Below are 26,281 nucleotides of genomic sequence, written 5' to 3' on the forward strand. Positions count from 1 at the left end.
AAGGAGGAGAGGCTTAGGTCTGCTTCGGTATCCAGTTAGCTAGAAGATATCCAGATAATTTAGAAGATGTCCAGATAGTTAGAACATTGACAGTTAGAATTCTATCTACTATGCTTGCTATATTACTTAGAATTCTATCTAATCGACAAGGGGACATGAAGATGACCGAACCTATTTTGCATACACCGTATTCAGATTTGATCCGTGAGATTGGCTTGAAGCTTAAGAGCTCTGCCGATGCCCGGCTGAACGAGCTGGGACTGAATTCCGCGCAAGGCCGGATGATCGGATATATCTATGAGAATCAGGACAAAGGCGTGATCCAGAAGGATCTGGCGGAGCAGTTCAAGCGGCGCGGGGCCAGCATCACCAGCATGCTCCAGGGCCTGGAGAAGAAAGGTTATATCGCCCGCGTCACCCATGACAAGGATGAGCGTCAGAAGAAGCTGACCGTATTGGAGAAGGGAGTTATCCTGGTCGAGGAGTTCAACCTGATGTTCTCGGATGTTGAAGCCGGTATTACCCGGCAGCTCAGCAAAGAGGAGGCATCAACCCTATTGTCGCTGCTGTCCAAAGTTAATCAAAGCTTGTAATGGAATGAATTGGATGATGAAAGTACACGTTTGGAGGAATGAATATGAACAAGGAAGTATCCAACCAATATTACCTGGAATCCGCTCCAATGAAAAAGGCGATATTCCATTTGTCGGTTCCCATGATGATCGGCATGTCAGTCGGAACGGTCTACAATGTGATCAACGCGTATTTCATCGGCCTGCTGCATAATACGGGGATGCTGACGGCGATCACGCTGGGCTTGCCGATTTTTACCGTCCTGATGGCCTTCGGCAATGTGTTCGGAGTGGGGGGCGGAACCTTCGTCACCCGGCTGGCCGGGGAGAAGAATACGGAGAAGGGAAAGCGGATCGCCGGATATACCTTCTATGCAAGCATCATCGCCGGGATCGTTATCGCCCTGCTGGCGCTGCTGGCGATTAATCCGCTCACCCGCCTGCTCGGTGCGGATGCGGCAACCTTCGATTACACGAAGACCTATGCCCTGACGATGTTCGCCGGCGGTTTCGCGATTGTGCTTAACTTTGCACTCGAACAATTGGTCCGTGCGGAGGGGGCGTCGAAGGAGTCCATGTACGGGATCTTCATCAGCACGGCGCTCAGCCTGATCTTTGACCCGCTGTTTATCTTGATTCTGGGCTGGCATGTAGCAGGAGCGGCGCTGGCCATGTGCCTCGCTAACCTTGGTTCGGCACTCTATTATCTCTATTATCTGGAGAAACGGAGTCAGAATCTCAGGGGGTTCCTGAAGCATTTCAGAATATCCCTGCAGGATAAGCTGGAGATCTATAAAGTCGGCATCACTGAACTGCTGCAATGCGCTTTTTTGATTGTGACAACACTGCTGCTTAATAACTATTCCATCCAGTATGGTGATAATGTGGTAGCCGGGTTCGGGGTAGCGCTGAGAATTGTGCAGATTCCCGAGTTCCTGTCGATGGGACTGTTCCTGGGCCTGATCCCGCTCTTCGCCTTTAACTATGCCAGCAGGAACAGAGCCAGACTTACCTCAAGTATTAAGTATGCTTTTGGCTATATCGCCAGCATTGCGGTGGTATTTGTTAGTCTGGTCTATGTGTTCCGGGGACCTATCCTGCATTTGTTCTCCAATGATAACTCGGTGATCAGCATGGGGATTTACATCCTGGCAGCCATGCTCATCTCCGCGCTGTTCAATGGTTTCACCGGTCTGTTCATGAGCATCTTCCAGGCTACAGGCCAAGGCGCACAGGCGGGGATTATGGCAGTTACGCAAGGCGTGCTCTATATCCCGGTGATTATCGTGCTGCATCATTTCTTCGGCCTGCATGGCGTGATCTGGTCCATGACCGTTACCGAGGTGACCACCAGTCTCCTGGGTGTTATCCTGTTCCTAGGCTTCAACAAGAAGCTGAGAAACATGGCTAGTGTAGATGATCCGGAGGGGGCTGCGCCGGTGGCGTCGGTGTGACGCCCTGAAGCACTGGGGACTTGAAGACCCGAAGCCCTAAGTAAATTACTTAGATTTCTTTAAAAACCTTGAATCTATATAGGGTAAACTTAGAATCTGAAATGCTGCATGGACGAACTTCTTGCTCTGCAGGAGGTTCGTACATCGGCTGATCAACATTCTTAAGTTTAACTTATATCCAAGGTTTTTTGGCGTTTAGGAAATTATACGATGTATTCATGGGACCCCGAAGTAGGCTATGAGATGAAATGAGGGGTAAAAGTGCCCCTGATTCCGGTAGAAGTGGGCCTGGAGGGGGAAATGAGGGGCAAAAGTGCCCCTGGTTCCGTTGGAGGTAGCCTGTAGAGGTAAATGAGGGGCAAAAGTGCCCCTGGTTCCGGTAGAAGTGGGCCTGGAGTAGGGAATGAGGGGCAAAAGTGCCCCTGGTTCCGGTAGAAGTGGGCCTGGAGAGGTAAATGAGGGGTAAAAGTGCCCCTGATTCCGGTAGAAGTGGGGCACAGATGAGAAATATAGGGATAAATCCCACTAATTACGCCGAAATTAGGCAGAATGAGGGAAATAGAGGGATAAATCCCATTAAATACGCCAAAAGTAGGCGGGACGAGTGAAATTAGAGGGATAAATCCCTTTAATTCTGCTGCAAGTGGGCTAGTGAGTGGAACGAAGGGGGACCGCGTCTCTCAATACGCCTCATCATCGCCTGCACCTATAACACTCAGTCCGCATTCACCTCCCAACTCGTGCTTGCCCGCACCACCGCCAGTTACCGGCACCCACCGCCCACGCCCGCACTTTCGCCAGTCACCGGCACCCCCCGCCCCCGCCCGCATCACCGCCAGTTACCGGCACCCACTGCCCCCGTCCGCACCACCAACAGTTACTGGCACCCACCGCCCCCGCCCGCACCCCGCCAGTCACCGGCACCCAGCGCCCCCGCCCGCACCACCGCCGGTCACCGGCACCCACCGCCCACGCTCGCACCCCGCCAGCCACCGGCACCCACCGCCCACGCCCGAACTACCGCCAGTCCTCCGCACCATACTTCACCCCGGTTACTTGCCGCCCGCATCCGCCCGCCCAACTCCTGCATAGCTAAATCCAGCTGCTTTATAGTAAAATGAGATAAATTTAATCACAGAGGAGTTACTGTATGCTGGACGTCAATGAAATTCAAGCGCGGATTCCCCACCGTTATCCGTTTCTGCTGGTAGACCGGATCACCGAGCTTGAAGAAGGCAAGCGGGCGGTCGGGATTAAGAATGTGAGTATAAACGAACCTATTTTTAATTAGGGATTTATATGTTTTGGGGTCCCCGCAAAGTACCTGAGTAATCATCAAAGCCTAAGCACCACTTTGGGGGGGATCTGCCAGGGGCATTTCCCCAAATATCCGGTGATGCCGGGTGTATTGATCGTAGAGGCATTGGCCCAGGTAGGCGGTCTAGCCATGTCCAAGCAGGAAGAGGGCGGAAGCACAATTGGACTGCTCACGGGAATCGACAACTGCCGTTTTAAGCGTCAAGTGAAGCCGGGAGATCAGCTGCGCCTTGAATTTGAGGTCACACGCGTCAAAGGGATGATTGTAAAAGGAACCGGGACCGCCACTGTAGACGGTGAGCGGGTGTGCGAGGCAGAGATTATGTTTGCGTTCAGCGGGCAATAACTAGCGGAAAAGGTGGCTGGAGAAAGATCATGAGAAAAAGTGTTGTGTTTAAAACGGTTTCATGCTATTTTATAAACTATAAAAACGTTTTTATTGTAGAGGAACAATGATATGGGAAAGATAACAATCAAAGACGTGGCCAGAGAAGCAGGCGTCTCCATCTCCACGGTCTCCAACGCCTTGAATGACGTGGATGTACTCAACCCGGAGACCAAATCCCATGTGCTGAAGGTAGCGCAGCGCCTGAATTATGTTCCGAACCTGAACGGTAAGCTGCTGAAATCCGGTACGACCAAGATGCTGGGGTTCTTCACCACAAGTGTGTCAGGTCCATACTTCTACAAGCTGGTAGAATCCATGGCCCGTCAATGCGACCGCCTTGGTTATGGCCTGAATGTATTTGTCACCAAGGACAAGCAGGTGGTTATGAGCAACATTCTCGGACGGCGCGTGGATGGCGTCATTATCTACGAGGAGCTGGGCATCGACGAGAAGGACATTGCCGCGATGAAGAAAGACAAGATCAAGGCAGTGTTTCTGGACCGGGTGCTGGAGGACGAAGGGATGGGGAGCATCATTTTTGATTCTTTTGAATCAGGCTATGAGGCTACCAAATATTTAATCGGCCTGGGGCATAAGAAAATTGCCTATATCTCCGGCGTAGATACGATGTTCGACAGTGTGCAGCGTAAGGAAGGTTACCTGACTGCACTCCGCCAATATCAGCTTCCGGTGGATGAGGATTATATTCTTCAGGGTTATTTTGAGGAAGACAGTACCTATAATGCCGTGAAGTCCTTTATCCGCGTGCATCCCGAGAAATTGCCTGACGCCTTCCTGGCCGGTAATGATATCAGTGCGATCGGCTGTATCCAGGCGCTTAAGAGCTACGGGTATGAGGTGCCGGAGGATGTCAGCGTAATGGGCTTCGATGATATTGATATCGCTCCATACTATTCGCCGCCGCTCACGACAGTGCGGAATCAGATCGCAAGGCAGGGCATGCTGGCAATTGACCATCTGGTGCGTATGATTCAAGAGAAAGAGCAAGGCGCCGTACAGAAATTGCAGGGTGAACTGGTAGTAAGAGGCTCAAGCCATGTAAAGATGGACCGGAATGACCGCCCGTAAAGGGCAGGAGTGGTCGTTTCCAGATATAAATATCCATATGTTTTCGCTCGATTAGGTTTCCTTCTGTTTCTACTTCATTGTTATATAAAAATATGCACAGCAGGGGGGCTTTTTTTTGCGCGGAAATAAAAACGTTTTTATTGATTTGAACATCTGATTTCTTGATTTGGAGGGGAGAAGAACGTGAATAAAACAGCTGTAGTACCGCCAACTTCAATGCCGCCGAACGCCAAGAAGCCTATGGGGCAGCGGATCAAAGAGTTTGTAATCGATTACAAAAGGCAGTGGGAGATTCAATCCATGATTCTGCCGGGCATTATTTTTATGATTATTTTTTGCTACATACCGATTTACGGTCTGACAATTGCCTTCAAGAACTACACGGTCATAGACACACTATCTTCCGCACCTTGGGTGGGGCTGGATAACTTCAAGATTATTCTGTCTGACGAATACTTCTGGGATGCGGTCGTGAACACGCTGGGCATCAGCTTCCTGAAGCTTGGGATCGGGTTTATCATTCCGATTATTCTCGCGATCATGATTTACGAGCTGAATATGGGCCGCTTCAAAAAATTCGTCCAGACCATCTCCTACCTGCCACATTTCCTGTCATGGATCGTACTCGGCGGGATGCTGATCACCTGGTTCTCTACTTCCGGCTTGTTCAATGAGCTGCTGCTGAATCTGGGACTGATCTCGAAGCCGTCCAACATTCTGCTGGATTCCGGCAAGTACTGGTGGATTGCCACGTTGTCCGATATCTGGAAAGAAGCCGGATGGGGCACGATCCTGTATCTGGCCATTATGTCAAAAATCGATCCGACCTACTACGAGGCGGCCAAAATAGATGGAGCCAGCCGGCTCCGGCAAATCTGGAATATCACGCTTCCGAACATGAAGTCGATTATCAGCCTGAATCTGATTCTGACTGTAAGCGGTTTACTCGGTTCTAATCTGGATCAGACGCTGGTCCTCATGAACTCCCAGAACCGGGCCAGAGCGGAGGTCATCAATTCGTATGTATACCGTATGGGGATGACGCAAGGTGACTTCTCGTATGCGACCGCCGTTGGTTTGGGTGTCTCCATCGTATCGGTGATCCTGCTGGTTACGGCCAACAAAATCACCAGTAAGTTAAATGATAATCAATCCGTGTTATAGAAGGAGGCATGTGCTGTGAACCGAAAGGTGGTTAAAGAAGATATCGACAGCCGGATCTTTGACGCGGTCAATATGGTTCTGCTGGTAATCTTCATGGTTATTATTCTCGTTCCCTTATGGAACGTCATTATTTCATCCTTGAGCTCAGGCAAGGCGCTTGCCGAGGGCGGATTTATTTTCTGGTCCAAAGAGTTCTCGCTCGAGAATTACCGCGCGGTATTTAATGACAGCAGCATCGGGCAGTCCTTCCTGGTCTCCATCTCCAAAACCTTCGTCGGGGTCTTCACTCATGTGTTCTTCTGCGCAATGATCGGCTACGGTCTCAGCAAAAGATACATCCGCGGCCGCAAGCTGTATGTGGCGATGGGCGTCATTACGATGTTTTTCTCCGGCGGGATGATTCCGACTTACCTGCTCATTAAATCGCTCGGACTCCTGAACAGCTTCTGGGTGTACATCATACCCGCATTATTCAGCTATTACGACGTTGTCATTCTGATGAACTTTTTCCGGAATGTCCCGGATTCGCTTGAAGAATCGGCCAAGATTGACGGCGCAGGCGACTGGCATATTTTCCTCAAAATCTTCATTCCGCTCTCCATGCCCGCTATGGCGACAATCGCTCTGTTCAACGGGGTGGGGCAATGGAACGACTTCATGACAACGAAGCTATATATCACCAATCAGGCGCTCTACCCGCTGCAGATGAAGCTGTATGAGATTATCGTGCAGTCACAGACCCAGTCGATGCAGAACATCGGGGGCTCAGCCGTGATTGAAACCACCACCAAAGGGGTTCAGCTAGCAACAATTGTCATTACTACCCTGCCTATTGTTGCGATGTATCCAGTTCTTCAAAGGTACTTTATCTCCGGCATGATGATGGGGGCGGTCAAAGAGTAGAGAAGAAGAGGGGGCGTATTTTTCAAAAGAAATCGGTTTCTACATCATATTATGGGAGGTTTATCAATGATTAAAATGAATAAAGTTCTGGGGAATAAGGGTGTTAAGCTCGCGCTGCTGCTGATGGCGGCAATGCTGGTGGTGGCAGGCTGCAGCTCAAACGGCGGTTCGAAGAAGGGCAGCGATGTCTCAATAGAAGACCGCTACACGGTGGACCCGGAAACTCCGGCCTGGCAGCTGGATAAAAAGTCAGAGACTACGGAATTGACCTGGTATGTCAACGCGGACTGGTGGAATACGGACTTCGGCAAGGATGTGGTGACCAAGAAGATCAAAGAGGATCTGAACATCGACATCAAGTTCATTACGGGAGACGACACCAAGCTGAATACGTTCTTCGCGGGTGGCGATATGCCGGATCTGCTGACGATTTTCGACTCGAACTCTCCGGTCGTGCAGAAGGCCGCTACCTGGGCGCTCCCGCTGAATGATCTGGCCGAGAAATATGATCCTTACTTCAACAAGGTTGCTGCGGCCGACACGCTGAACTGGTTCCAACTGAAAGACGGCAAAACCTACGGCTATCCTAACTATTCCAATACACAGGCTGATTATGACAGCGGTAACATTCCGGCCAAAACGGCTTTTGTTATCCGCAAGGATGTCTATGAAGCACTGGGCAGCCCCTCCTTCGGGACCCCGGAAGAATTCAAGAATGTCATGAACCAGATCAAAACACAGTTCCCTGAGATGATTCCCTTCGGTTTCAACTCCATTGGGGAAGGCACCGGCTCGCTCGGGGATGTGCTGCAGGATTTCATCGGCGTTCCGCTGGAAACGGAAGACGGCAAGTTCTACAACCGCAATCTGGATGAGGATTATCTGACCTGGCTTAAGACGCTGAATGCCGTATACAGAGACGGAGCGATCAGTGACGACAGCTTTGCCGATGACGGTACAGGCTTCGAGGAGAAAGTGAAATCCGGTAAATATGCCACGATGCTGCTCGACGGTACTCCACAGCAGGGCGGGAATCTGCAGATCTTCATGAGTGCTAATCCGGGAAAAGAGTACATTGCCATCGATGGTCCACAGAGCACGGTTGGACATCAGCCGACCCTCAATCAATCCGGGATTACCGGCTGGATGATCAGCTACATCACCAAAGACTGCAAGGACCCGGCTAAAGCGATTCAAATCTTCACGTACCTGCTGAGCGAAGAAGGCCAGAAGCTGATGAACTATGGTATTGAAGGCGAGACCTACAAGGCAAATAGCGACGGAACGGTTGAACTGCTGCCTGAAGTGAAGGATCTGCAGCTGAATAATGCGGATAAGTTCAAGAAGGATTACCGGATGGGCGAATTCATGTTCTTCGGGCATGACCGCCACAAAGCGCTGAGCAAGGATGCCTTCCCTGAATCGATCAAGCAAATGCAGGAATGGGGCCAAGGCAAGCTGAAACCGCATTTCATCCTGGAGAACATCAATCCCGATCAGGGTACAGCCGAAGCCCGCGGCCTGACGGCGATTAACACCACCTGGAACACAACAATGGTAAGCATGATCCGTGCCAAGGATGATGCAGCCTTTGACAGTACCTTGGCTGACTATAAAGCCTTCCTGGACAAAAACAGCTGGGATAAGATCGTAGAAATCCGCAGCGGGAAGATGCAAGCCAACAAGGAAAAGCTTGGCATTAAATAAGCAAGGCACAGGAAAGGGCCCGTTTTGGGCCCTTTTGTATAAAAAGATGGAGGGATAACACATGCGGGAAATTATCATGTATCAGTCTAACGGAGAAGACGAGCTGTTTGTGGAGCAGTCAGTTGCACAACTGCCGCAGATTTCTGCTGATGCGGTTACTGCCACAATTGAGATAGATGCCAGTCAAACGTACCAGGAGATAGATGGCTTCGGGGCCTCCTTCACGGACTCGGCCGCCTATCTGATTCATCAGGTGCTTGACGGGGAGCAAAGAACGGAAGTAATGAGCAAGCTGTTCCACCCGCAGGAGGGGATAGGGTTGTCCTTCCTGCGGAATCCGATGGGGGCATCGGATTATGCCAGAACGGTCTACAGCTATAACGATCTGCCTGAGAACGGGACCGATCCCGATTTGTCCGGGTTCTCCATTGCCCATGATGAAGCGGATATTATTCCTTTATTGCAGCAGGCGCTGAAGCTGAATCCGGAAATCAAGCTGATGGCTTCGCCCTGGAGTGCACCGGGCTGGATGAAGACCAGCGGGTCAATGATTACCGGCCGGTTGAAGCCGGAGCATTATCAGGTATATGCGGATTATTTTGTCCGTTATATCCAGGCCTTCGCGGCTCATGGTCTGCCTACCTATGCCGTCACTGCGCAGAATGAGCCGCTCTATGAACCGCAGCATTATCCGGGTATGCTGATGCTGCCGGAGGAGCAGCAGGAGTTCATCCGCAGGTTTCTGAAGCCAGGCTTCCAGAAGCACGGACTGACTACCAAAATCTTCTGCTACGATCATAACTGGGACCGGCCTGATTATCCGCTGACAGTTCTTGAAGAGGCCGAAGCTGAAGTGGATGGCGTAGCCTGGCACTGGTACGGCGGCGCACCGGCCGCGCAGTCTGAAGTGCTGGCAGCTTTTCCCGGCAAAGAGGTGCACTTCACCGAAGGCTCGGGCGGGGAATGGATTCCGCCGTTTGAGCAGGCGTTCTCCAATGTGATGCGCACGGGAATTGAGATCCTGCGGAATCACAGCAAGTCGTTCGTGCTCTGGAATATGGCGCTGGATGAACAGAATGGACCCACCGTTCCCGGCTTCGGCAAGAGTACCTGCCGCGGAGTAGTGACGGTCAACCAGCAGACCAGGGAGCTTACATATACCTTGGATTATTACGCGCTGGCGCATTTCAGCAAAGTCATCCGGCCCAAGGCGTTGCGCCTTGCTTCTGCCGCTAGCAATGAGCAAGTACGCTCCGTTGCCTTCCGCAACAGTGACGGATCGGTTGCGGCGGTTTTGTTCAACGATGGGGATACGCAAGAGAATGTAGCTGTGAAGCTACAGGGAGAAGAGGTACTGACCTTTTCCATGGCGCCGAAAAGCGCTGTTTCATTGAAGGTGGACGGCAGTAGGGAGTAGCAGGCTCCCGACAAGTTCAGCCAGATCAGTTTGTGTCCAGTCACGTTACTTATTGTCAATAAAAGGAATCGAATAGATTGAATGAACAAGGCGTTCCGCAAAGTCATGAACTGGCTGCCGGAACGCTTCTTTTTTGCCGGAAATGTAAAAAATATCAATCTTCATCAAAAAGTCACAAATATACTTCACTTTTTATCTGCCAAATACAGTTATATAGAGTAGAAAGGAGAGGACGCAAGTGGATGAAGGTGAATGGGTTCGTCGCATCCAGGAGGGGGAGACCAGGTATCTGACGCCGCTGATTGAGCGGTATTACGCCGGAATACAAAAGTATTGTTATTACCGGCTCCGCAGTGAGGAAGAGTCCAAGGATCTGACCCAGGAGACCTTTTACCGGTTCTGCAGGCATATCGCAAGGTATTCGAATAGCGGGAAATGCCGTGCTTACTTATATACGATTGCCCGGAACTTATGTAATGACCATCTGCGGAAGAGAGTGCAGTTCCCCTCCATGGAGTTTGATGAGGCTGTCACCTGGGAAGCTGTCTGGCAGGGTCTTTCTATAGAGGAACAGGTGGAGAAGGGGCAGCTGGTCGATGAACTGCTTCACTTGCTTCCGGAGGAGCAGCGGGAGCCGGTATTTATGCGTTTTTGCCTGGATTTGACCTTCCGCGATATCGCCCGTATTACGGGAGTGAATGTATGTATGGTACAGTACCGTGTTAAGCGCGGGCTGAACAGTTTAAGGAGTCATTTGGAGAGGAGTGATTATGTTGAACAAGCATCAGCAGTCCATCATCGGAATCCTGCAGAACTCCCCCTCGTTCCCCGTTGAGCGGAAGCGGCTGGAGGAAACCATCGTGGGAGCTGAGACAGAGCTAAGACAGGCGCTGGGCGGACGGAGAACAAGTTTAGCAGATTTCTATAAGCTGCAGCTCCGCTTCATCAGCCGGAAGGTATGGGCGGCGCAGCTGCTGATTGTTATGGGAATGGCATTCTTACTGCACAACTCTATGCAAGGGCAGAGGGCAAATATACAGCTTATGATGCTGGCCTCTCTGGCTGCACCTTTACTTGTAATCACAGGGATACAGACCATGACCCGGTCATTAAGCCGCTCTATGCTGGAGGTTGAACTCAGTACCTATCATCTGCTTGATAAGCTGACAGCTGTCCGGATGAGCCTGCTGGGAATGGCCGATCTGCTTGGATTAACGCTGCTTGGGGCCTTACTGGGTACATGGACAGATACCGGAGTCCTGGAGATGGTCCTATACTTGCTGATTCCCTTTAATCTGGCTTGCTTTGGCTGTCTGTGGCTGCTAAACCGGGTGCGCACACCAAACTGCGGTTACTATTGCCTCTTATATTGCTGCCTGCTGGTGTTGTTGCAGCTCATTGTTTCGTTTAACCCCCCGCTCCTGCTGCTCAATTCATCGGCTGCAGGAAGAGGTCTGGTGTTGCTGCTGCTCTCGGCAGCAGGATTGGTCTATGAAGGTTACGGTATACGCAAGACCTGCCGGAGTCTGGAAACGGCCGTACAAGGAGGAGTATAGGATGCTGGAGCTGACTTTGAACCAGGTACATAAACATTTTGCCGCGAGGCATGCCGTAAACGGAGTTTCAATCAAGCTTAACAGCGGTGTATATGGTCTGCTGGGAGCAAACGGGGCGGGCAAAACAACGCTGATGCGGATGATATCAGGTATTCTGATACCAACCTCAGGGAGTATTCAAATGAATGGCCGGGACATTAGCCGGATGGGCGAACGATACCGCGATATGCTCGGCTATCTGCCGCAGGACTTTGGGTATTACCCGGATTTCAGCGCACAGGAATTTCTCTGGTACATAGGGACATTGAAAGGCTTGAGTCTGCCGGCGGCAAAAGGAAAAACAAGGGAGCTTCTGCAGCTGGTAGCTCTGTCAGAGGTTGCGCGCAAGAAAATCCGTACCTTCTCCGGAGGAATGAAGCAGCGGCTCGGCATTGCCCAGGCACTGCTTAATGACCCCTGCGTTCTTGTGCTGGATGAGCCGACAGCAGGACTTGACCCCAAGGAACGGGTACGCTTCCGTAATCTCCTAGCCGATCTGGCCAAGGAGAAAATCATTATTCTTTCGACGCACATTGTTGCGGATGTAGAATACATAGCGGATCAGATTCTGGTGATGAAGCAGGGAAGCCTGCTGATGACAGGTACGGTGCAGCAGCTGACAGCTGCGGCTGAGGGCTGTGTATGGTCATGCCGAATTCCGGCCCGGGAGGTTGAAGAATGGAATGCCCGCTACTGCATCAGCAATCTGCGGCATGAAGGGGAGTGGGCAGAGCTGCGTATAGTGTCTCAGGAGAGGCCGGGGGATCAAGCAGTAGCTGTTATGCCTACGCTGGAGGACTTCTATCTGTATCATTTTCAAGATGATCTGACTGTTGCAGCTGGTGCAGGCATACGGGAGGTGCAGTGAATGGATATATTAACCCGGTTTGAGTTGCGGAAGATTATTCGGAAGAAATCATTTTATGCAGGAGTTGCGATCATAGCGGCTGTGGCAATCTTAATGTCGGTTATACTGGTGAACAATGCGCAAATCACAGGCCGGGACGGCAATTTCTTGAATGGGGTTCGCGCGATCCGGCTAGAAAGAGAGTATGAACGACAGCTCGCGGGTCCATTAACCACAGACAAGCTGGAACAAACGATAATCCGGCATCAGCGCCTGCTGCAAGATCCTGATAATCTGGATGGGAAAGGGGAGCTGACCGTTAGTGCCTTTGCTAAGAATGAGGTCCAGTATGAACAGCTATATTCTTTAATTTCCCGGGCGTTCTCTCCTTTGAATGAATACGATTATTATATCCGCGATAAATTGCAACCTGGTGACGCCGCTGCCTTTTATCAGAAACGCATGGAGAGGGTACACGAATATTTGAATGCAGAGCATCCCGAGGGCAATTATTCGGCACAGGAGAAGGCCATCTTTATCCGCATGAATGAACGTATCCCGGTTCCTTTTGAGATGAACTACGTCACAGGCTGGGCCAATGTGTTTGAGAACCTGCAGTTTATTTTTCTGTTCACTGCCTTTGTCATCGCAGTATGTCTGGCCCCTGTCTTCGCCGGGGAATATCAGAGCGGAGCCGATGCGCTCCTTCTATCCTCCCGTTATGGGCGCAGCAGGCTTATAGCCGCGAAACTGAGGGCAAGCCTGATTGTTTCAGTAATGCTGCTTATCTTTGGCCTGGGCCTCTATACGTTCCTGCTGCTTGGCATATGCGGTTTTGAGGGCGGAACCGCCAGTGTGCAGATGATTCAGTTTAGGGCCCCGGTTCCCTATACCGTCCTGCAAACTTATATGTGGGCAGTCCTGATCGGCAGTCTTGCCTGTCTGCTGGTTGGCGGGATAACCCTGTGGATGTCCAGCCGTATGCGAAGTCCCTTCCCTGTGATCATTGCCGCCGGGATGCTGCTGTTCGTCCCCATGGCTATTCCGGCAAGTGAGAGCAGCCGGCTGTTCAATCATCTAATGGCATTATTGCCAAGCAATATGTTTGACAGCTTCCGGAAAATAACGGATTACGAGGTTATTCATATATTTGGTCAATTGATTCCGGAGTATAAGGTTATACCTGGGTTTGCCGTTATCGTTATAGCTCTGCTGCTGCCATTTACGTACCGGGCCTTCAAAAACCATCAGGTTGCCTGATAATAACTGGTTTGAGCTGCGGGTTTATGAAATATTGTTTAAAAAATAGGGGCTATCCCGTCAGCCATTGCACGGCTGACGGGATAGCCCCATTCTTTTATTTGGCGGACGTACGGCTGAAGATATCAGTGATCTCATCCAGCAGCCTGTCCAGCGTAATCGGGTCGTCGAAGTTGTACTTGCTGTCGAAGGTGTAGACGCGGCCTTCTTTGACCGCAGGAATGGCTTTCCATAAGCCGCTATCTGTAAGTGCCGTCTGTCTCGCTACGGTTTCGCTGCTATTGTCGGTCAGAATGAACATGTGTGTGCCGATATACTGCGTCAGCACCTCGTCGGAGATGTTCGCGAACCGTTCTTCGGCATCAATCAGCTTCTGGACACCTTCTGTAGGTTTGAATCCGAGCTGTCCGTACAGCGTTTCGTTCAGGCCTTTGTTGCCCATGATATACAGGTCAGAGCCCAGGACAAGCAGGGAGGTAGCAGTTTCGCCTTCTGTTAAGTTCAGCTGTTCCTTCACAGCAGCAACCTTCGCCTTGTAAGCATCGAACCAGGTATCCGCCTCTGCAGTACGTCCAAACAATTCAGCTAACTGGCGCACACGTTCTTCCGTGGGAAAGGTGCCGTCAAGACCAACCACTACGGTCGGTGCAATTTGACTTAGCGCTTCTATCCCGGTCTCATCCCAATCATCGAAGATGATCAGGTCCGGTGATAAGGCCAGGATCTTCTCTGGAGAGAACGGATACCCGATATCTTCAATGCCTTCGAGCAGATCAGGGTAGGCAACCTGCGTCCCGATGACACTAAGTGAGGCTCCTATAGGCTTTACTCCAAGCGCCAGCAGGTCGCCGGGATTGCTGCCGACATATACAATGTGCTGCGGATCGGCCGGAATTTCAACCTCTCTCTTTTTATAATCCGTGTACAGCCGTGTTGTAGCTGCAGCGGGCTCTGTTGCCGCCGGAGTGGCAGCCGGTGCTTCGGTAGCAGCTGCCGTTGCAGCGGCAGAAGCCGGAGCTGCGTTATTTCTGTTGTTCGATTGTCCGCAGGAGGACAGAATCAACGTGAGGAGCAGAAGGGTTAAAGGAAAAATATCTTTTTTGTGCTTAGCATGGATGACGCTCCTTTATGATAGTTTGTTATGTAACTAGCCCCTCCCGCTATTTACAACGGAGTTGAATGGTCCGCAGAGGCAGGGGGAAAGGTTGGAGGTAAGAGCAGCCGGTCCTCAACTGTGAAATTGTCCTTACACCTAAATGAATATGATAATCATTATCAATTGATTATATTTTATTATAATAGAGAGGAACAGCAAGGTTGTCAATCCTCAAAGAAACTCTTCTAAGCAACAGCTCGATCAAAATCAATATAAATAAAAGAGGCGTCCCAGCCATTTCTTGGCTTTTGGGACAGCCCCTTTCCTTTTAATAAATTATTGAACATACAACCAATCCCTCACCCTGTGAGTATTCGGAATTCCAAATGGCTATTGTTGTCTTGGGAAGTCCTCGGTTCATCCGCTTTGGCGGCTGAGATCCTGGAACTTTTGTGAAATCCTGCCCATATTACAACATTTCCCTCATCATCCTGGCCCAAAGCCCAAATTGTTGTAGAAAAGGCAGGATTTCTCCTTCTTTAGGCGCCTTAACGGGAAAATTCCTGTATTTCATACAACAATCCTTTCGCACACACCGGAATCAAGGAATCAAAGCTGCAAAATATACAACATTTATGTCTACGGTGCTTACTATGAAGCTTCCATTCTGCCAGCAACGAATCCGCTGTGAGAAATTTACGTATTCTTCTATTCCGTCGGCGATTGACCTGTAAAACCTCCTCATACCCGGCAGCCGCAGGATCACCTGCATTCTGAGGAATTCCCTCCTCGGCATCGATACCCGGATCTGCAATCTGCCGCTTCCGTTTATAAGCGGTACCCTTCGATCCAAAGCTGTACCGCACACAATATAATACTAATAGCAGATAATACCAATTTTACCTTGAGAAACAACTTGCCTGACACGAAGCTGAACATTAATAATAATGCTGACATGGTCAAAATAATCTCCAATACTCTCATATGTACCTCCTATATTTATATCCACAGTAAGACCGCATGCTGCGTACCTTCAGCCTCTCTAAAGTGTACAGACTGAAGGTTAAACTCAGGTATCCGCCGGGTTTAAATTTGGGTTAAAAGGTTCCTTCGGCGAGGCACATCCCACGAAATCAGCGCCAAAGGGCGGCACAGGCCGCTGTAAAATGATAGAATAGTAGTCATAGTCTTTGACGGGGAGTGAATTTCTTATGAAAAAGATTGCTGCCGGATTCATTGCCGGGGCGATACTGATGGTGGGTGCGCAGGCGCTTGGCGCTTCGGCAACATTGGTAGGAAAGGCAATTCAGGCGGAGTATACCGTGAAGGTGTATGGCAAGAAGCTGGCCGATCCGGCCATCGTAATTGACGGCAAAAGCTATGCGCCCGTACGCGCAATCGGTGAATTAGCGGGGTTCAAGGTTTCTGTAGAGGGCAAAACGATCAGCCTGGAGGAGAAAACGGGAGCGGATTCTTCCTCAAGCGATAAAAATACCATTGTGGGTCCTGTGCCGATTGTAACGCCTGATCCCGCCTTAACCGTGACCAAAAGCAAAATCGAAGTCATCGACGCTAAAATTGATACTGCTGTCAATAATATTCTGGCCACCAGCAGCCTGCTGAAAGCGAGTCCGGACAGCGCTGACTTGAAGCTGAAGCTGGAACAGTACAAAGCGGAATACGCTGACCTGCTGAAGCAAAAGGATCTGGAGCTGCAGAAATAAGCAGGAGCACGCACAAAGTAACAGCAGCAGGATGCCCCATACAGCCGTGAATGAAATGAATCATGGCTGCGGCGCATCCTGTTTGGCGTGCATGGACCTAAGAACAGATAGAACAGCCAACCTGCGATATTCTCAGCACCGTATTGTCTGGCCTGATCCGGCATGCTATATTTTGACGGTAAAAGCAATCCAGCTTCGCAGAAAGGAATCAGCCTATGATGAAGCGGACAAGTCTCCGGGTCCGGCTCCTGGTCATCATGATTTGCCTGACCACATTGCCGGTGCTCACTGTTACCACCATTGCCACGTACAATACGCGGCAATCCGTGGAGAAGGAAATGATCAATGCGAATAACTCCCGGATGCAGTGGGCGGACCAGTATCTGGATGAGCTGATTGAACAGCTGGATACCCTGTTCTACACCCTGCAGGTTAACCCGCAGCTTATGGCGGGGCTAACGGGTACGGACAGCCCGGACATTAGTGTCCAGTACCGTTCGCTGAACAATATCCGCGAAGCCATAACCTCGCAGTTCTATACGAACTCCCGGAAGGTAGACGAGCTGACACTGTACATGCATGACCAATTGAAAGCCATTTCCGTTGACTTCGTGAATAGTGGAAGCGTTTCCCCGCTGGATATCGGTGAGGGCCCCTGGAGCCGGCTGCCCTGCGGGCCGGTCAATATGTATTTCAAGCAGAACGGCAGCGGTATCTATGCCTACCACGGCATTAACCGGTTCGAGGATCACCGGCTGCTCGGAGGCATCGGCGTGCGGATCAACCGGGAGGTATGGGAGGAGGTCAGCCATATTCTCCAGTCCGAAGACGAGAGCTCGGTCTTCCTGCTGAATGATGAGGGCGAGCTGCTCTCCGGCTCGAGCATTTCCGAGAGCTCCGGTGACATCGGCAGGCGGCTGCAGAGCCTTGCCCTCTCTGAGCATGAACTGGAATTCCGGCAGGAGGACGGCTATTTCTTCTTCATGAAAAAAGTGGCCGACGGCCAGCTTACCGTTGTGAAAGCCATTCCCTTGTCCACCGTCGCCAAGAGCGCACGGCCTACGATTGCTGCCGGTTTTCTGACCGGAGGCTTGTTCATGATTGCCTCCATTCTGCTGTCGATACTGTTCTCGCTGCGCATTACCCGCCCGATTGTCAGTCTGGCGGTGTCGATGCGCAAGGCGCATGTCAGCAACTTCGAACAGCACTCGGTGCAGAGCCGTGATGAGATCGGGCTGCTGGAGCGCGGCTACAACTCGATGATGGAGCGGATCCGGGAGCTGATTGAGGTGGAATACCGGCAGGAGATCGAGGTCAAGAATGCCCAGCTCCTCGCTCTTCAGGCCCAGATCAATCCGCATTTCCTGAACAATACGCTCCAGCTGATCGGGGGGATGGCTTTGTCGAGGAATGCCGATGATATCTATAACATCACCCGGGTGATTGGCGACCTGCTGCGTTATTCGATCAGCAATGAAGGCGGGCTGGTGAAGCTGGAGGAAGAGCTTAAGCATGTGCGCAATTATGTGTTTATTCAGGAGAACCGCTTCCTGGGACGCTGCAGCGTGGTGATTGAGGCAGATGAGTTCTCCCGGGCCAGCCTGCTGCCGCGCTTCACGCTGCAGCCGCTGGTGGAGAACGCTTTTGAGCACGGGCTGCAGCCGCAGCGCGGGCACTGGAGGCTGCTGATCCGGATCCGGACCGTCGGCAGCCGCACCGTATTCATGGTTAAGGACGAAGGTGTCGGCATGACGCCGGAGCGGCTGGAGGAGATCCGTGCGGCACTCCGGGGGAATGTCACGATGCTGGCCGATCCCGGGGCGGGAGAGCTTCCCCGGCGGAGAAAGGGCATCGGCCTGCACAACGTCCATTCGCGGCTGGTGCTGCAATTTGGAGAGAAATATGGAATGCGTATATACAGCAAGGCCGGGGCGGGAACACTGGTTGTGATCCAGTGGCCTGCGGCCGCAGAGGGGGGAGAGCGGAATGCTGAAGGTTCTGATTATTGACGATGAGCCCTGGTCCAGACAGGTCGTGAAGTCGCTCGGCGCCTGGGAAGAACACGGAATGCAGGTGATCGGCGAAGCGGAGGACGGAATCGAAGGACTTGAGCTGGTGGAGAAGCTTCATCCGGGGCTCGTAATTACCGATATGCGGATGCCCGGACTGGACGGGGTAGAGCTGCTGGAAAGGCTGAAGCATCAGTACCCTGAGGTGCAGATTATTGTGATGAGCGGATATGATGACTTCGTCTACCTGAAGCAGGCGATCCGCTCGAAGGCGGTTGAATATCTGCTGAAGCCGGTGGACCGGGCGGAGCTGAATAACGTGCTCTCAGAGTGCGCGAAGGAGCGGGAACGGCAGCGCTTAACCGGATCACCGCTGATGCTCATGGATCAGCCGCTGATGGAGCGTTATCTCGCCTACCGCCAGCGGATCTATGATCAGCTGCTGGCGCTGAACAAGCCGGCGGCAAGAGAAGAGCTGGAGAAGCTGGGGCGGGAGCTGGAACGCTCGGTGCCGCAGCATCAGCTGGAAGCAATGATCGAGAGCGGACTGCCCGTGATCTGCTGCTGCTGGCTGGTGAAGCCGCGAAGACAAACGGGGGGGGGACGGCAGCGGATGCGCCGGATACGCCCGATAGACCTGATAAGCCATGGCCGTCGGTTCAGGCTATGGTGGCGGGGCTCGGGGATCACTTCACAGAGCTGATCAACATGCTTCTGGAGCAGCGCAAGAACCGCGTTAAGCTTGATCTGGCGGAGGTTGAGGACTATATCCGGAATCATTACCTGGAGCAGATATCGCTGGAGGGCATCGCCGCACATTTCCTGGTGACGAAGGAGCATCTCAGCCGCGCTTTCAAGGCGGCAACGGGAGACACGGTACTCGACCGGATTACCCGGCTGAGAATGGAGCGGGCCATAGAGCTGATCGCAGGGCGTGACATGCCGATCAAGGAGGCTGCCGGACTCTGCGGGTACGAGGATCTGGCATACTTTTACCGTGTCTTCAAGAAGCACTTCGGCATTCCCCCCGGAGAGCTGCGGAGCGAGAAGTGAATTTTGCGGATGATAAATAAAAATGAAAGCGTATCAATATAATGCAACTCCCGATGTTAATATCCTCAAAAGACGCTGCCCCTTATATCCCCTAGACTAAAGAGGCAGACATAACAGAAGGGGGTAACAGAAATGAATAAAGCGCTTAATACAGCAATGACACTGATGATTGTTCTGGGGATTGTATCGGGGTGCAGCTCCGGTTCAAATGAAAATACGCCAAGTGAGAGCGCAAGCAGCAAGCCGGCGGAAAGTGCGGCAGCAGCGACTGAAGGTCCGGCCCAAAAAGTGGAGCTGAAGGTATTCATGAGCTTCCCGCGTTTTAAGGATCAATTCGATAAGTATTTCGAGCAATTCAAGGCCAAGGAGCTGGCGGAGAAAAATATTGATGTCACCGTCAAGCTGGAGATGCCGAACCCGGATCAGGCCAAGCAGATTCTGGAGACCCGGATGGCCTCAAATGATGCGCCGGATGTATTCACCCTCCATGCGATTGCGGATGTGCCCCGGTATTACAAGGCCGGCTATCTGAGCGATCTGTCGGATCAGGACTTCGTACCGAAGCTGTATGACAGTGTCCGGCAGACCGTTACCTATGATGATAAAGTTGTAGCTTTGCCGCTGGAGAGCCTGTCCTGGGGTTATCTGTACAACAAGCAAATCTTCAGCGAGCTCGGCATTCAGCCGCCGCAGACACTGGATGACATGCAGGCAGCGATTGACAAGCTGAATGCAGCCGGGATTAAGCCGTTCGAGCTGAGCTTCCAGGAATCGTGGATTCCGCAGCTGATGATGGCGCTGTCTCTTGGAGGCATCGTATCCTCCGAGCACCCGGACTGGGTAGAGAAGATGAACAAAGGCGAAGCCTCCTATGCCGATGTGAAGGATGTTTTCAACATTATTGATCTGATTATGGCTAACGGCACGGATAAACCGTTTGAGGTGGGCAGTGCGGCAGGCTCAACAGATTTTGCTAATGGCAAAGCGGCGATGTGGGTGCAGGGACCGTGGCAAGCGGAATCCATCCTCAAGGCCAATCCTGATATGGAATTTGGTGTGGCTCCGCTGCCTGTCAGCAACGATCCGGCTGCTACGCAGATCAATCTGGCGACCTCGACCTCCCTGGCGGTATCCCCCAACAGCAAGAACAAGGATGTGGCGCTGGATCTGGTGAATTATGTGCTGGATGACCAGGATTCTTCGGCGCTGTTCGAGGAGCTGAAATTTAATCCGGTCGCGAAGCAGCACACCTACAATACCTATCCGTGGGTGACCGAGGCCAGCTCTTATGTCTCCGAAGGCAAGGCTTATCTGGATCTGTCGCTCCCGAACGGCGTAACCGATGAGACGGCCAAGCTGCTGCAGAGCTATTACACCAAGGGGGTAACCCAGGATGAGTTCATTAAGACGCTCGACAAGACCTGGGCCAATGCGGTAAAAGCAGGAAATTAAAGGGAACCCCAGAAACAGCATAGGAGTGATAGAAATGAGTGGAAGCAGTAAAAGCAAACAGTCGCTCATTCTGCTGGCCTTCGTGTTTCCCGCCCTGCTGTTCTACGCCGTATTCATGCTTGCTCCCGCCTTCGGCGGGGCATGGTACAGCTTCACGGACTGGAACGGATTGAATCCCGCCTACCATCTGGTGGGATTCGCCAATTACATCGAAGCGCTGACGGATGATGCTTTTTTCATCGATTCAGTCTGGTTTACCCTGAAATTTGTAGTGTTTATGGTCGTGCTGCAGAATGTGCTGGCGGTGCTGCTGGCGGTGCTGATCGAATCACGCCGCCGCAGCAAGGCCTGGTTCCGGACGATCTTCTTCATGCCCAACATGATCAGCATGATTATCGGCGGATTCATGTGGCTGTTTATTTTCACCAAAGCACTGCCTTATATCGCTGAACATGCAGGCCTGGCTTTTCTGGACCAGTCGTGGATCGGCGACCCGAAATATTCTTTTCTGGCGATTGTCATTGTCTCCTTGTGGGGCGGCGTAGGTTACCTGATGGTGATTTATATTGCGGCACTTCAAGGAGTACCGGATTCGCTCAAGGAGGCGGCTGCAATCGACGGCGCGAACAGCTGGCAGACCTTCCGCAGCATTACGCTGCCTATGGTCTATCCGGCTGTAACGATCGGTATCTTCGTGACGCTGAACAGCTCGTTCAAGGCCTTTGATGCCGTGTTCGCGCTCACCGGAGGCGGGCCGGGGAGGGCGACGCAGGTGCTGGCGCTGAATATTTTTGAGGAAGCGTTCAAGATGAGCGGCCGTTACGGCTACGCCAGTGCCAAGGCGATGATCCTGTTCCTGGTGGTCCTGGTGATCACGCTGATACAGCTGAGCATCATGAAACGAAGAGAGGTGGAGGCATGAGTACCGTCCGGTTGAATTCAACATCTAAGTCCGGTATTGCGGGGCGGCGCAGATTGTCTTCGTTTATCGTCTTTCTTTTCCTGCTGGCAGGTGCCGTAATTACGCTCTTTCCGATCTACATGGGGGTGCTCAACTCTCTGAAGACGGAAGGGGACATGATGAATAATATTCTGGCCATTCCGAGTAGGCTGGAATTCGGCAACTATAGTGATGCTTTTGAGAAAACCAATTTCCTGCGCAGTCTCGGGAATACGGTGGTGGTCGCAGCTACCGGTCTCGTCGGTATTATTCTCTTCTCGTCCATGGCCGGCTATAAGCTGTCCAGAACACCCGGCAGACTCAGCACGTTCCTGTTCAACCTGTTCGTCCTGTCGATGCTGATTCCGTTCCATTCGATTATGATCTCGCTGAACCGGATCTCGATGAAGCTGGCGGTGCAGGGCACAACGGTCGGACTCGGCCTGATCTATATCGGGCTTGGTGTGTCGATGGCCATCTTCCTGTACCACGGGTTCGTCAAATCGGTCCCCCGGGATCTGGATGAGGCTGCGGTGATCGACGGCTGCGGGGAGGTCAGGCTATTCACTACGATTATTTTTCCGCTTCTGCTGCCGATTACGACAACTGTGGCGATTCTCAACCTGCTGTGGATGTGGAATGACTTTCTGCTGCCGCTGCTCATGCTCACGGATGCCGATCAATATACGCTGCTGCTCTCCACCAACATGCTGTTCGGGCAATATGGCAATAATGACTGGTCGGCGATTCTGTCTTCGCTGGTGCTGACGATGCTGCCCGTTGTAATTCTATATCTGCTGCTGCAAAAATATATTCTGAATGGCATTGCCGAAGGCGCCGTCAAAGGGTAAAGGGAGGAAATACAAATGATTCACCCGGACGATCATGAAGTAAGCGGGTTTCTGTATGCAGACGGACACCGCTTAAGAAACGGGGAAGGGCGCGAGCTGCTGCTGCGCGGTGTAGGGCTTGGAAGCTGGCTGCTGCCTGAAGGGTACATGTGGCGTTTCCCGGAACAGGGAGACCGTCCGCGCCGGATCGAAGCGATGATTACAGCGCTTATTGGTGCTGACGGGGCGGAGGCGTTCTGGGAGACCTATTATGACCGCTATGTGGCCGAAGCGGATATTGCGCGGATTGCCGCAGAAGGCTTCAACTCGATCCGGATTCCGATTAACGCCCGCTATATCCTGCGGGAAGAAGAGGGAGTGTCCGGCTGGCATGAGGAGCATCTGGTCCGGCTGGATCAGGTTATCGGCTGGTGCCGGGAGCACAGAATCTACGCCATTCTGGATCTGCATGGAGCACCCGGCGGCCAGACCGGAACGAATATCGACGACTCCGCGCAGGATCTGCCGGAGCTGTTCACGGATGAGCACAATAAGCAGCTGACCATCGCCATCTGGCGGATGCTCGCCGGGCGGTATAAGGATGAATGGATCGTTGCGGGCTATGACCTGCTGAACGAGCCGCTGCCGGATTGGTTCTCGCAGTACAATGATCAGGTGATGCCGCTGTACCGTGAGATTATTGCGGCTATCCGGGAGGTTGATGCCCGGCATATGATAATTCTGGAGGGTGTGCACTGGGCGACGGACTGGTCGATCTTCGTGGGATTGCCGGATAATAAGCTGCCGGATGATAATGTAATGCTGCAGTTTCACAAGTACTGGAACAACCCCGATACGGAGAGCATTCAGAAGTATCTGGACGCAAGAGAGCGGCTAAATGTGCCGCTGTTCATGGGCGAGGGCGGGGAGAACAATAAGGACTGGTACGCCGGTGCATTCCAGTTGTTTGAGGATCACGGGATCTCCTGGAATTTCTGGACATGGAAAAAGCTCGGCACCGATAATTCCCCCTGTTCCATCGTTCTTCCGCAAGGCTGGCACAAGCTGGTCGGTTATCTGGAAGGAGGAGCGAAGCCGGAGCGTGTGGAGGCACAGGCAATTCTGGATGAATATCTGCACAATCTGAGCCTGGACAACTGTGTGTACCATGCAAATGTTGTACGCTCGCTGTTTCGGCGGCTGCCGGTGCGGATTCCTGCTATTTTTTATGGCTACAAGGGGAGCGGTCTGAGCTTCGGGAGAGCTTCCGGCAGGCAGGCTGCGGCAGGCACCGGCTTCCGGGAGGAGGACGGAATGGACTTCCGCTTCGTGGAAGGAGACCGGAGGGGACCCAATTTCCAGCATGGCCGCGGACAAGCCTGGCTGCCTGAGGAGAGGCTGTGTGTCAGCTTGGCCGAGGGCGACTGGGCGGCGTATGAATTTACGGTTGCGGTTGCGGCCGGGGATATGGAGCTGCTGAAGCCGGGGGACTTGGAGGGCTTGCTGGCTCTGGAGCTGCGGGTCCTGATGAGCGGCCCGGACAGTGAGCTGATGGTGAAGCTGGACGGTCAGGAGATCTGCCGGATTCACGGTAATGCCTCGGACTCCGGGCAGGACTGGCAGACGGTGCGGATTCAGAGTGATCAGCCGCTGGAAGCTGGAGCACATGAGCTGACAGTCAGCGCTGCGGCTGGTGCGGCATCTCTGGAGTGGCTGGATTTGCGGTAGTGCAAAGGTGCTGTAAAGGTACAACATGAAGGTACAGTAGGGATGCAGCGAAGGAACAGTGAGGGTACGGTAAAGGTACAATGAGAGTGCAGTAAAGGTAGAGTAAAGGTACAGTAGAAGTACAGCAAAGGTACAAAGAAAGTACAGTATGCATGCAGAGAAGGAACGGCGAGGGTGCAGTAAAAGTAGAGTAAATGGTAGGGTAGAGGTAATGTAAGAATAGAATATAATTTGAGTGCAGGTAAAGTAGAGGTACAGCGAAAGTACAGCGAAGGTACAGTAAAGGTACAGTATCGGAACGCAGACAAGCATGCCCGCCTGCGCTAACAGGATCATTCAGCTAATGTGATAAGGCCCGTGAATTGCGTTCCCGCAGTTTACGGGTTTTTTTGTATGCAGTAATACTTGTTACCTTTGTTACCTCAGGAATTTCCTCATTCATCCGCTTTCCGTGGCAGGAGCGGGTGACTTTTTGTGAAATATTGCACAAAATACAACATTTTCCGCCTAATATCGATTCAAATCCAATATTGTTGTATCAAATGCAGGCGTGTTGATTCCCCATATTATGGAATGGATATAATTCCCAAAATACTCTTGTTCCTGAGCAGACTTAATTGAACCTGCCACTCCAGCGGAAGACTAAATATACGCCAATGCTGCATAAATTCCCAAAGGGTCAGTTGAGCAAAGGCAGGCACGTTGGGGTGGATTTCATCATAAACGCGTCTCAGAAGCACATAGACAGCAAGGGCCACAAACAATTGGCTGTATACTGCATTTTCGGTGGTTCCAAATAGACATGGCACGTTCAGATGCTGTTTAATCCAGCGGAAAAAGACTTCAATTTCCCAGCGTGCCTTGTAGATTTCAGCGATCACATGAGCGGACTCTTTTCTCAAATCGGTCACGACCCGTACGACTTCCCCCCGGTCATTTTCAAATTCTACGACCCGGTGGCGCTGAGCGGATTGGCACTTCCCTTGACCGATATAACAAGTCATATCACGAACAATTTTCGTTTCTCCCTCTGCGGGTCGCTGGAGGTTTCTCGGCTTCACCAAATGGAGATTGTCTTTGAGTCGAATCACAAACGACTGGCCCTGGAGCACATATTGATCCAATCTGCTAATTTTTCCATACGCCCGATCCTGTACCAAAATGTAGTCCGTATCTGCCAAAACTTCTCCAAACGGAGCGTCATTGCGCTTCGCAATCGATTCCTCCACGTTCACGGGTAAACGCTGACCTTGCGAAAGAGCGACATGCAGCTTAATGCCCCCTCTAAATTTTTTGTATGAGGCCCAAGGCATTCGGGAATTCGCCGCCGTGACCGTCGTCGAGTCAATCAGCAGAAGATCTTTAGGAAGATTCAGATGCCGCCGGGTTTGTCGGTTACATTTCTTGACGAGCAGTTGAAAGATACGTTTGAAGATTTCGTAAGGGACTTCACCGGCCTTGCCGGAAAGGGTGGAGTAATGAATCTCAGGCAAGTCAAAGTTTGGGCCTAAGCGGGCACTTTGCCGGAAGCCGTCCCATTTGTGGTAGCAGGCTTGGACAAAGTAATCGAGTAGCAACCCGACGGTCATTTTGGTTCCTCTATCCACGTAGTCCTTGGTTTGTCCAGTCACCATTTGGACTTCTTCGGGTGTTAATACTTGTTTGAAAACGGCTAAAAATGGGGTATATTTATTCATGAGGTCGCCTCATTTCGGTTTGGTTTGGACGTACTTACC

Annotated in this window: 21 protein-coding genes and 1 pseudogene; 20 read left to right on the forward strand and 2 right to left on the reverse strand. The window is 51.9% G+C overall.

Going from position 1 to position 26,281, the window contains the following annotated elements:
- Positions 1-161 precede the first annotated feature (161 nt).
- The 12 genes and pseudogenes from MHI42_RS31355 (at position 162) to MHI42_RS31410 (ending at position 13,713) form a co-directional block, all read left to right on the forward strand.
- Complete coding sequence (locus MHI42_RS31355) at positions 162-593, forward strand: MarR family transcriptional regulator (RefSeq protein ID WP_342421726.1); 432 nt, start codon at positions 162-164, stop codon at positions 591-593.
- A gap of 44 nt (positions 594-637) precedes the next feature.
- The gene (locus tag MHI42_RS31360) at positions 638-2,026 is read left to right on the forward strand and encodes an MATE family efflux transporter (RefSeq protein ID WP_342421727.1); all 1,389 of its coding nucleotides are present in this window, start codon (positions 638-640) and stop codon (positions 2,024-2,026) included.
- Between the two features lie 1,150 nt (positions 2,027-3,176).
- Positions 3,177-3,689, forward strand: a pseudogene (gene fabZ / locus MHI42_RS31365) (3-hydroxyacyl-ACP dehydratase FabZ).
- 111 nt (positions 3,690-3,800) lie between these two features.
- On the forward strand, positions 3,801-4,820 hold the full coding sequence (locus MHI42_RS31370) for a LacI family DNA-binding transcriptional regulator (protein WP_342421728.1): 1,020 nt from the start codon (positions 3,801-3,803) through the stop codon (positions 4,818-4,820).
- Positions 4,821-5,003: 183 nt separating this feature from the next.
- Positions 5,004-5,984 carry an ABC transporter permease subunit gene (locus MHI42_RS31375; RefSeq protein ID WP_231575181.1) on the forward strand — a complete coding sequence of 327 codons (981 nt, stop codon included), beginning with the start codon at positions 5,004-5,006 and terminating at the stop codon, positions 5,982-5,984.
- A gap of 15 nt (positions 5,985-5,999) precedes the next feature.
- Positions 6,000-6,887 carry an ABC transporter permease subunit gene (locus MHI42_RS31380; protein WP_171718142.1) on the forward strand — a complete coding sequence of 296 codons (888 nt, stop codon included), beginning with the start codon at positions 6,000-6,002 and terminating at the stop codon, positions 6,885-6,887.
- 66 nt (positions 6,888-6,953) lie between these two features.
- On the forward strand, positions 6,954-8,594 hold the full coding sequence (locus MHI42_RS31385; RefSeq protein ID WP_342421729.1) for a sugar ABC transporter substrate-binding protein: 1,641 nt from the start codon (positions 6,954-6,956) through the stop codon (positions 8,592-8,594).
- 61 nt (positions 8,595-8,655) lie between these two features.
- Complete coding sequence (locus MHI42_RS31390) at positions 8,656-10,011, forward strand: glycoside hydrolase family 30 beta sandwich domain-containing protein (RefSeq protein ID WP_342421730.1); 1,356 nt, start codon at positions 8,656-8,658, stop codon at positions 10,009-10,011.
- A 238-nt stretch (positions 10,012-10,249) separates the two neighbouring features.
- Positions 10,250-10,846 (forward strand): RNA polymerase sigma factor, encoded by a 597-nt coding sequence (locus MHI42_RS31395; protein ID WP_342421731.1) that lies wholly within the window; start codon positions 10,250-10,252, stop codon positions 10,844-10,846.
- Positions 10,782-11,567, forward strand: a complete 786-nt coding sequence (locus MHI42_RS31400; protein WP_342421732.1) for a hypothetical protein — start codon at positions 10,782-10,784, stop codon at positions 11,565-11,567. Before MHI42_RS31395 ends, MHI42_RS31400 begins: the two co-directional genes overlap by 65 nt.
- Before the next feature lies 1 nt (position 11,568).
- Positions 11,569-12,474, forward strand: a complete 906-nt coding sequence (locus MHI42_RS31405; protein WP_342421733.1) for an ABC transporter ATP-binding protein — start codon at positions 11,569-11,571, stop codon at positions 12,472-12,474.
- A complete protein-coding gene (locus MHI42_RS31410; protein WP_342421734.1) occupies positions 12,475-13,713 on the forward strand; it encodes an ABC transporter permease subunit in 1,239 nt (412 codons plus the stop codon). It begins immediately after the preceding gene.
- 97 nt (positions 13,714-13,810) lie between these two features.
- Here the strand turns inward: MHI42_RS31410 and MHI42_RS31415 are convergent, their stop codons facing one another.
- Complete coding sequence (locus tag MHI42_RS31415; protein WP_342421735.1) at positions 13,811-14,776, reverse strand: ABC transporter substrate-binding protein; 966 nt, start codon at positions 14,774-14,776, stop codon at positions 13,811-13,813.
- Between the two features lie 1,244 nt (positions 14,777-16,020).
- Between MHI42_RS31415 and MHI42_RS31420 the strand changes: the two genes are divergently transcribed.
- The 8 genes from MHI42_RS31420 (at position 16,021) to MHI42_RS31455 (ending at position 24,545) form a co-directional block, all read left to right on the forward strand.
- Positions 16,021-16,533, forward strand: a complete 513-nt coding sequence (locus MHI42_RS31420; protein ID WP_342421736.1) for a hypothetical protein — start codon at positions 16,021-16,023, stop codon at positions 16,531-16,533.
- A 215-nt stretch (positions 16,534-16,748) separates the two neighbouring features.
- Positions 16,749-18,542: a sensor histidine kinase gene (locus tag MHI42_RS31425; RefSeq protein ID WP_342421737.1), complete on the forward strand. Its 1,794-nt coding sequence runs from the start codon at positions 16,749-16,751 to the stop codon at positions 18,540-18,542.
- A complete protein-coding gene (locus MHI42_RS31430) occupies positions 18,520-19,245 on the forward strand; it encodes a response regulator (protein WP_342421738.1) in 726 nt (241 codons plus the stop codon). Before MHI42_RS31425 ends, MHI42_RS31430 begins: the two co-directional genes overlap by 23 nt.
- Positions 19,209-19,595, forward strand: a complete 387-nt coding sequence (locus MHI42_RS31435) for an AraC family transcriptional regulator (protein WP_342421739.1) — start codon at positions 19,209-19,211, stop codon at positions 19,593-19,595. Before MHI42_RS31430 ends, MHI42_RS31435 begins: the two co-directional genes overlap by 37 nt.
- 132 nt (positions 19,596-19,727) lie before the next feature.
- A complete protein-coding gene (locus tag MHI42_RS31440; RefSeq protein WP_342421740.1) occupies positions 19,728-21,047 on the forward strand; it encodes an extracellular solute-binding protein in 1,320 nt (439 codons plus the stop codon).
- Between the two features lie 34 nt (positions 21,048-21,081).
- Complete coding sequence (locus MHI42_RS31445; protein ID WP_342421741.1) at positions 21,082-21,969, forward strand: sugar ABC transporter permease; 888 nt, start codon at positions 21,082-21,084, stop codon at positions 21,967-21,969.
- Positions 21,970-21,980: 11 nt separating this feature from the next.
- Positions 21,981-22,838, forward strand: a complete 858-nt coding sequence (locus MHI42_RS31450) for a carbohydrate ABC transporter permease (protein WP_342421742.1) — start codon at positions 21,981-21,983, stop codon at positions 22,836-22,838.
- A gap of 15 nt (positions 22,839-22,853) precedes the next feature.
- Complete coding sequence (locus MHI42_RS31455; RefSeq protein ID WP_342421743.1) at positions 22,854-24,545, forward strand: cellulase family glycosylhydrolase; 1,692 nt, start codon at positions 22,854-22,856, stop codon at positions 24,543-24,545.
- A gap of 566 nt (positions 24,546-25,111) precedes the next feature.
- Here the strand turns inward: MHI42_RS31455 and MHI42_RS31460 are convergent.
- Entirely contained in the window at positions 25,112-26,242 is a 1,131-nt protein-coding gene (locus MHI42_RS31460; RefSeq protein ID WP_342421744.1) for an IS4 family transposase, read from the reverse strand.
- Between the last annotated feature and the right edge of the window lie 39 nt (positions 26,243-26,281).

The sequence above is a fragment of the Paenibacillus sp. FSL E2-0178 genome (assembly GCF_038593005.1).
In the GTDB taxonomy this organism is placed as follows: domain Bacteria; phylum Bacillota; class Bacilli; order Paenibacillales; family Paenibacillaceae; genus Paenibacillus_AQ; species Paenibacillus_AQ phytohabitans.

What these genes read in the sequence shown, in the direction of transcription:
- MHI42_RS31370 (WP_342421728.1), top strand. Translation starts at nt 3,801, where the DNA reads ATGGGAAAGATAACAATCAAAGACGTGGCCAGAGAAGCAGGCGTCTCC.
- MHI42_RS31425 (WP_342421737.1), top strand. Translation starts at nt 16,749, where the DNA reads ATGATGAAGCGGACAAGTCTCCGGGTCCGGCTCCTGGTCATCATGATT.
- MHI42_RS31410 (WP_342421734.1), top strand. Translation starts at nt 12,475, where the DNA reads ATGGATATATTAACCCGGTTTGAGTTGCGGAAGATTATTCGGAAGAAA.
- MHI42_RS31435 (WP_342421739.1), top strand. Translation starts at nt 19,209, where the DNA reads ATGGTGGCGGGGCTCGGGGATCACTTCACAGAGCTGATCAACATGCTT.
- MHI42_RS31405 (WP_342421733.1), top strand. Translation starts at nt 11,569, where the DNA reads ATGCTGGAGCTGACTTTGAACCAGGTACATAAACATTTTGCCGCGAGG.
- MHI42_RS31385 (WP_342421729.1), top strand. Translation starts at nt 6,954, where the DNA reads ATGATTAAAATGAATAAAGTTCTGGGGAATAAGGGTGTTAAGCTCGCG.
- MHI42_RS31400 (WP_342421732.1), top strand. Translation starts at nt 10,782, where the DNA reads ATGTTGAACAAGCATCAGCAGTCCATCATCGGAATCCTGCAGAACTCC.
- MHI42_RS31420 (WP_342421736.1), top strand. Translation starts at nt 16,021, where the DNA reads ATGAAAAAGATTGCTGCCGGATTCATTGCCGGGGCGATACTGATGGTG.
- MHI42_RS31440 (WP_342421740.1), top strand. Translation starts at nt 19,728, where the DNA reads ATGAATAAAGCGCTTAATACAGCAATGACACTGATGATTGTTCTGGGG.
- MHI42_RS31445 (WP_342421741.1), top strand. Translation starts at nt 21,082, where the DNA reads ATGAGTGGAAGCAGTAAAAGCAAACAGTCGCTCATTCTGCTGGCCTTC.
- MHI42_RS31355 (WP_342421726.1), top strand. Translation starts at nt 162, where the DNA reads ATGACCGAACCTATTTTGCATACACCGTATTCAGATTTGATCCGTGAG.
- MHI42_RS31460 (WP_342421744.1), bottom strand. Translation starts at nt 26,242, where the DNA reads ATGAATAAATATACCCCATTTTTAGCCGTTTTCAAACAAGTATTAACA.
- MHI42_RS31390 (WP_342421730.1), top strand. Translation starts at nt 8,656, where the DNA reads ATGCGGGAAATTATCATGTATCAGTCTAACGGAGAAGACGAGCTGTTT.
- MHI42_RS31360 (WP_342421727.1), top strand. Translation starts at nt 638, where the DNA reads ATGAACAAGGAAGTATCCAACCAATATTACCTGGAATCCGCTCCAATG.
- MHI42_RS31430 (WP_342421738.1), top strand. Translation starts at nt 18,520, where the DNA reads ATGCTGAAGGTTCTGATTATTGACGATGAGCCCTGGTCCAGACAGGTC.
- MHI42_RS31455 (WP_342421743.1), top strand. Translation starts at nt 22,854, where the DNA reads ATGATTCACCCGGACGATCATGAAGTAAGCGGGTTTCTGTATGCAGAC.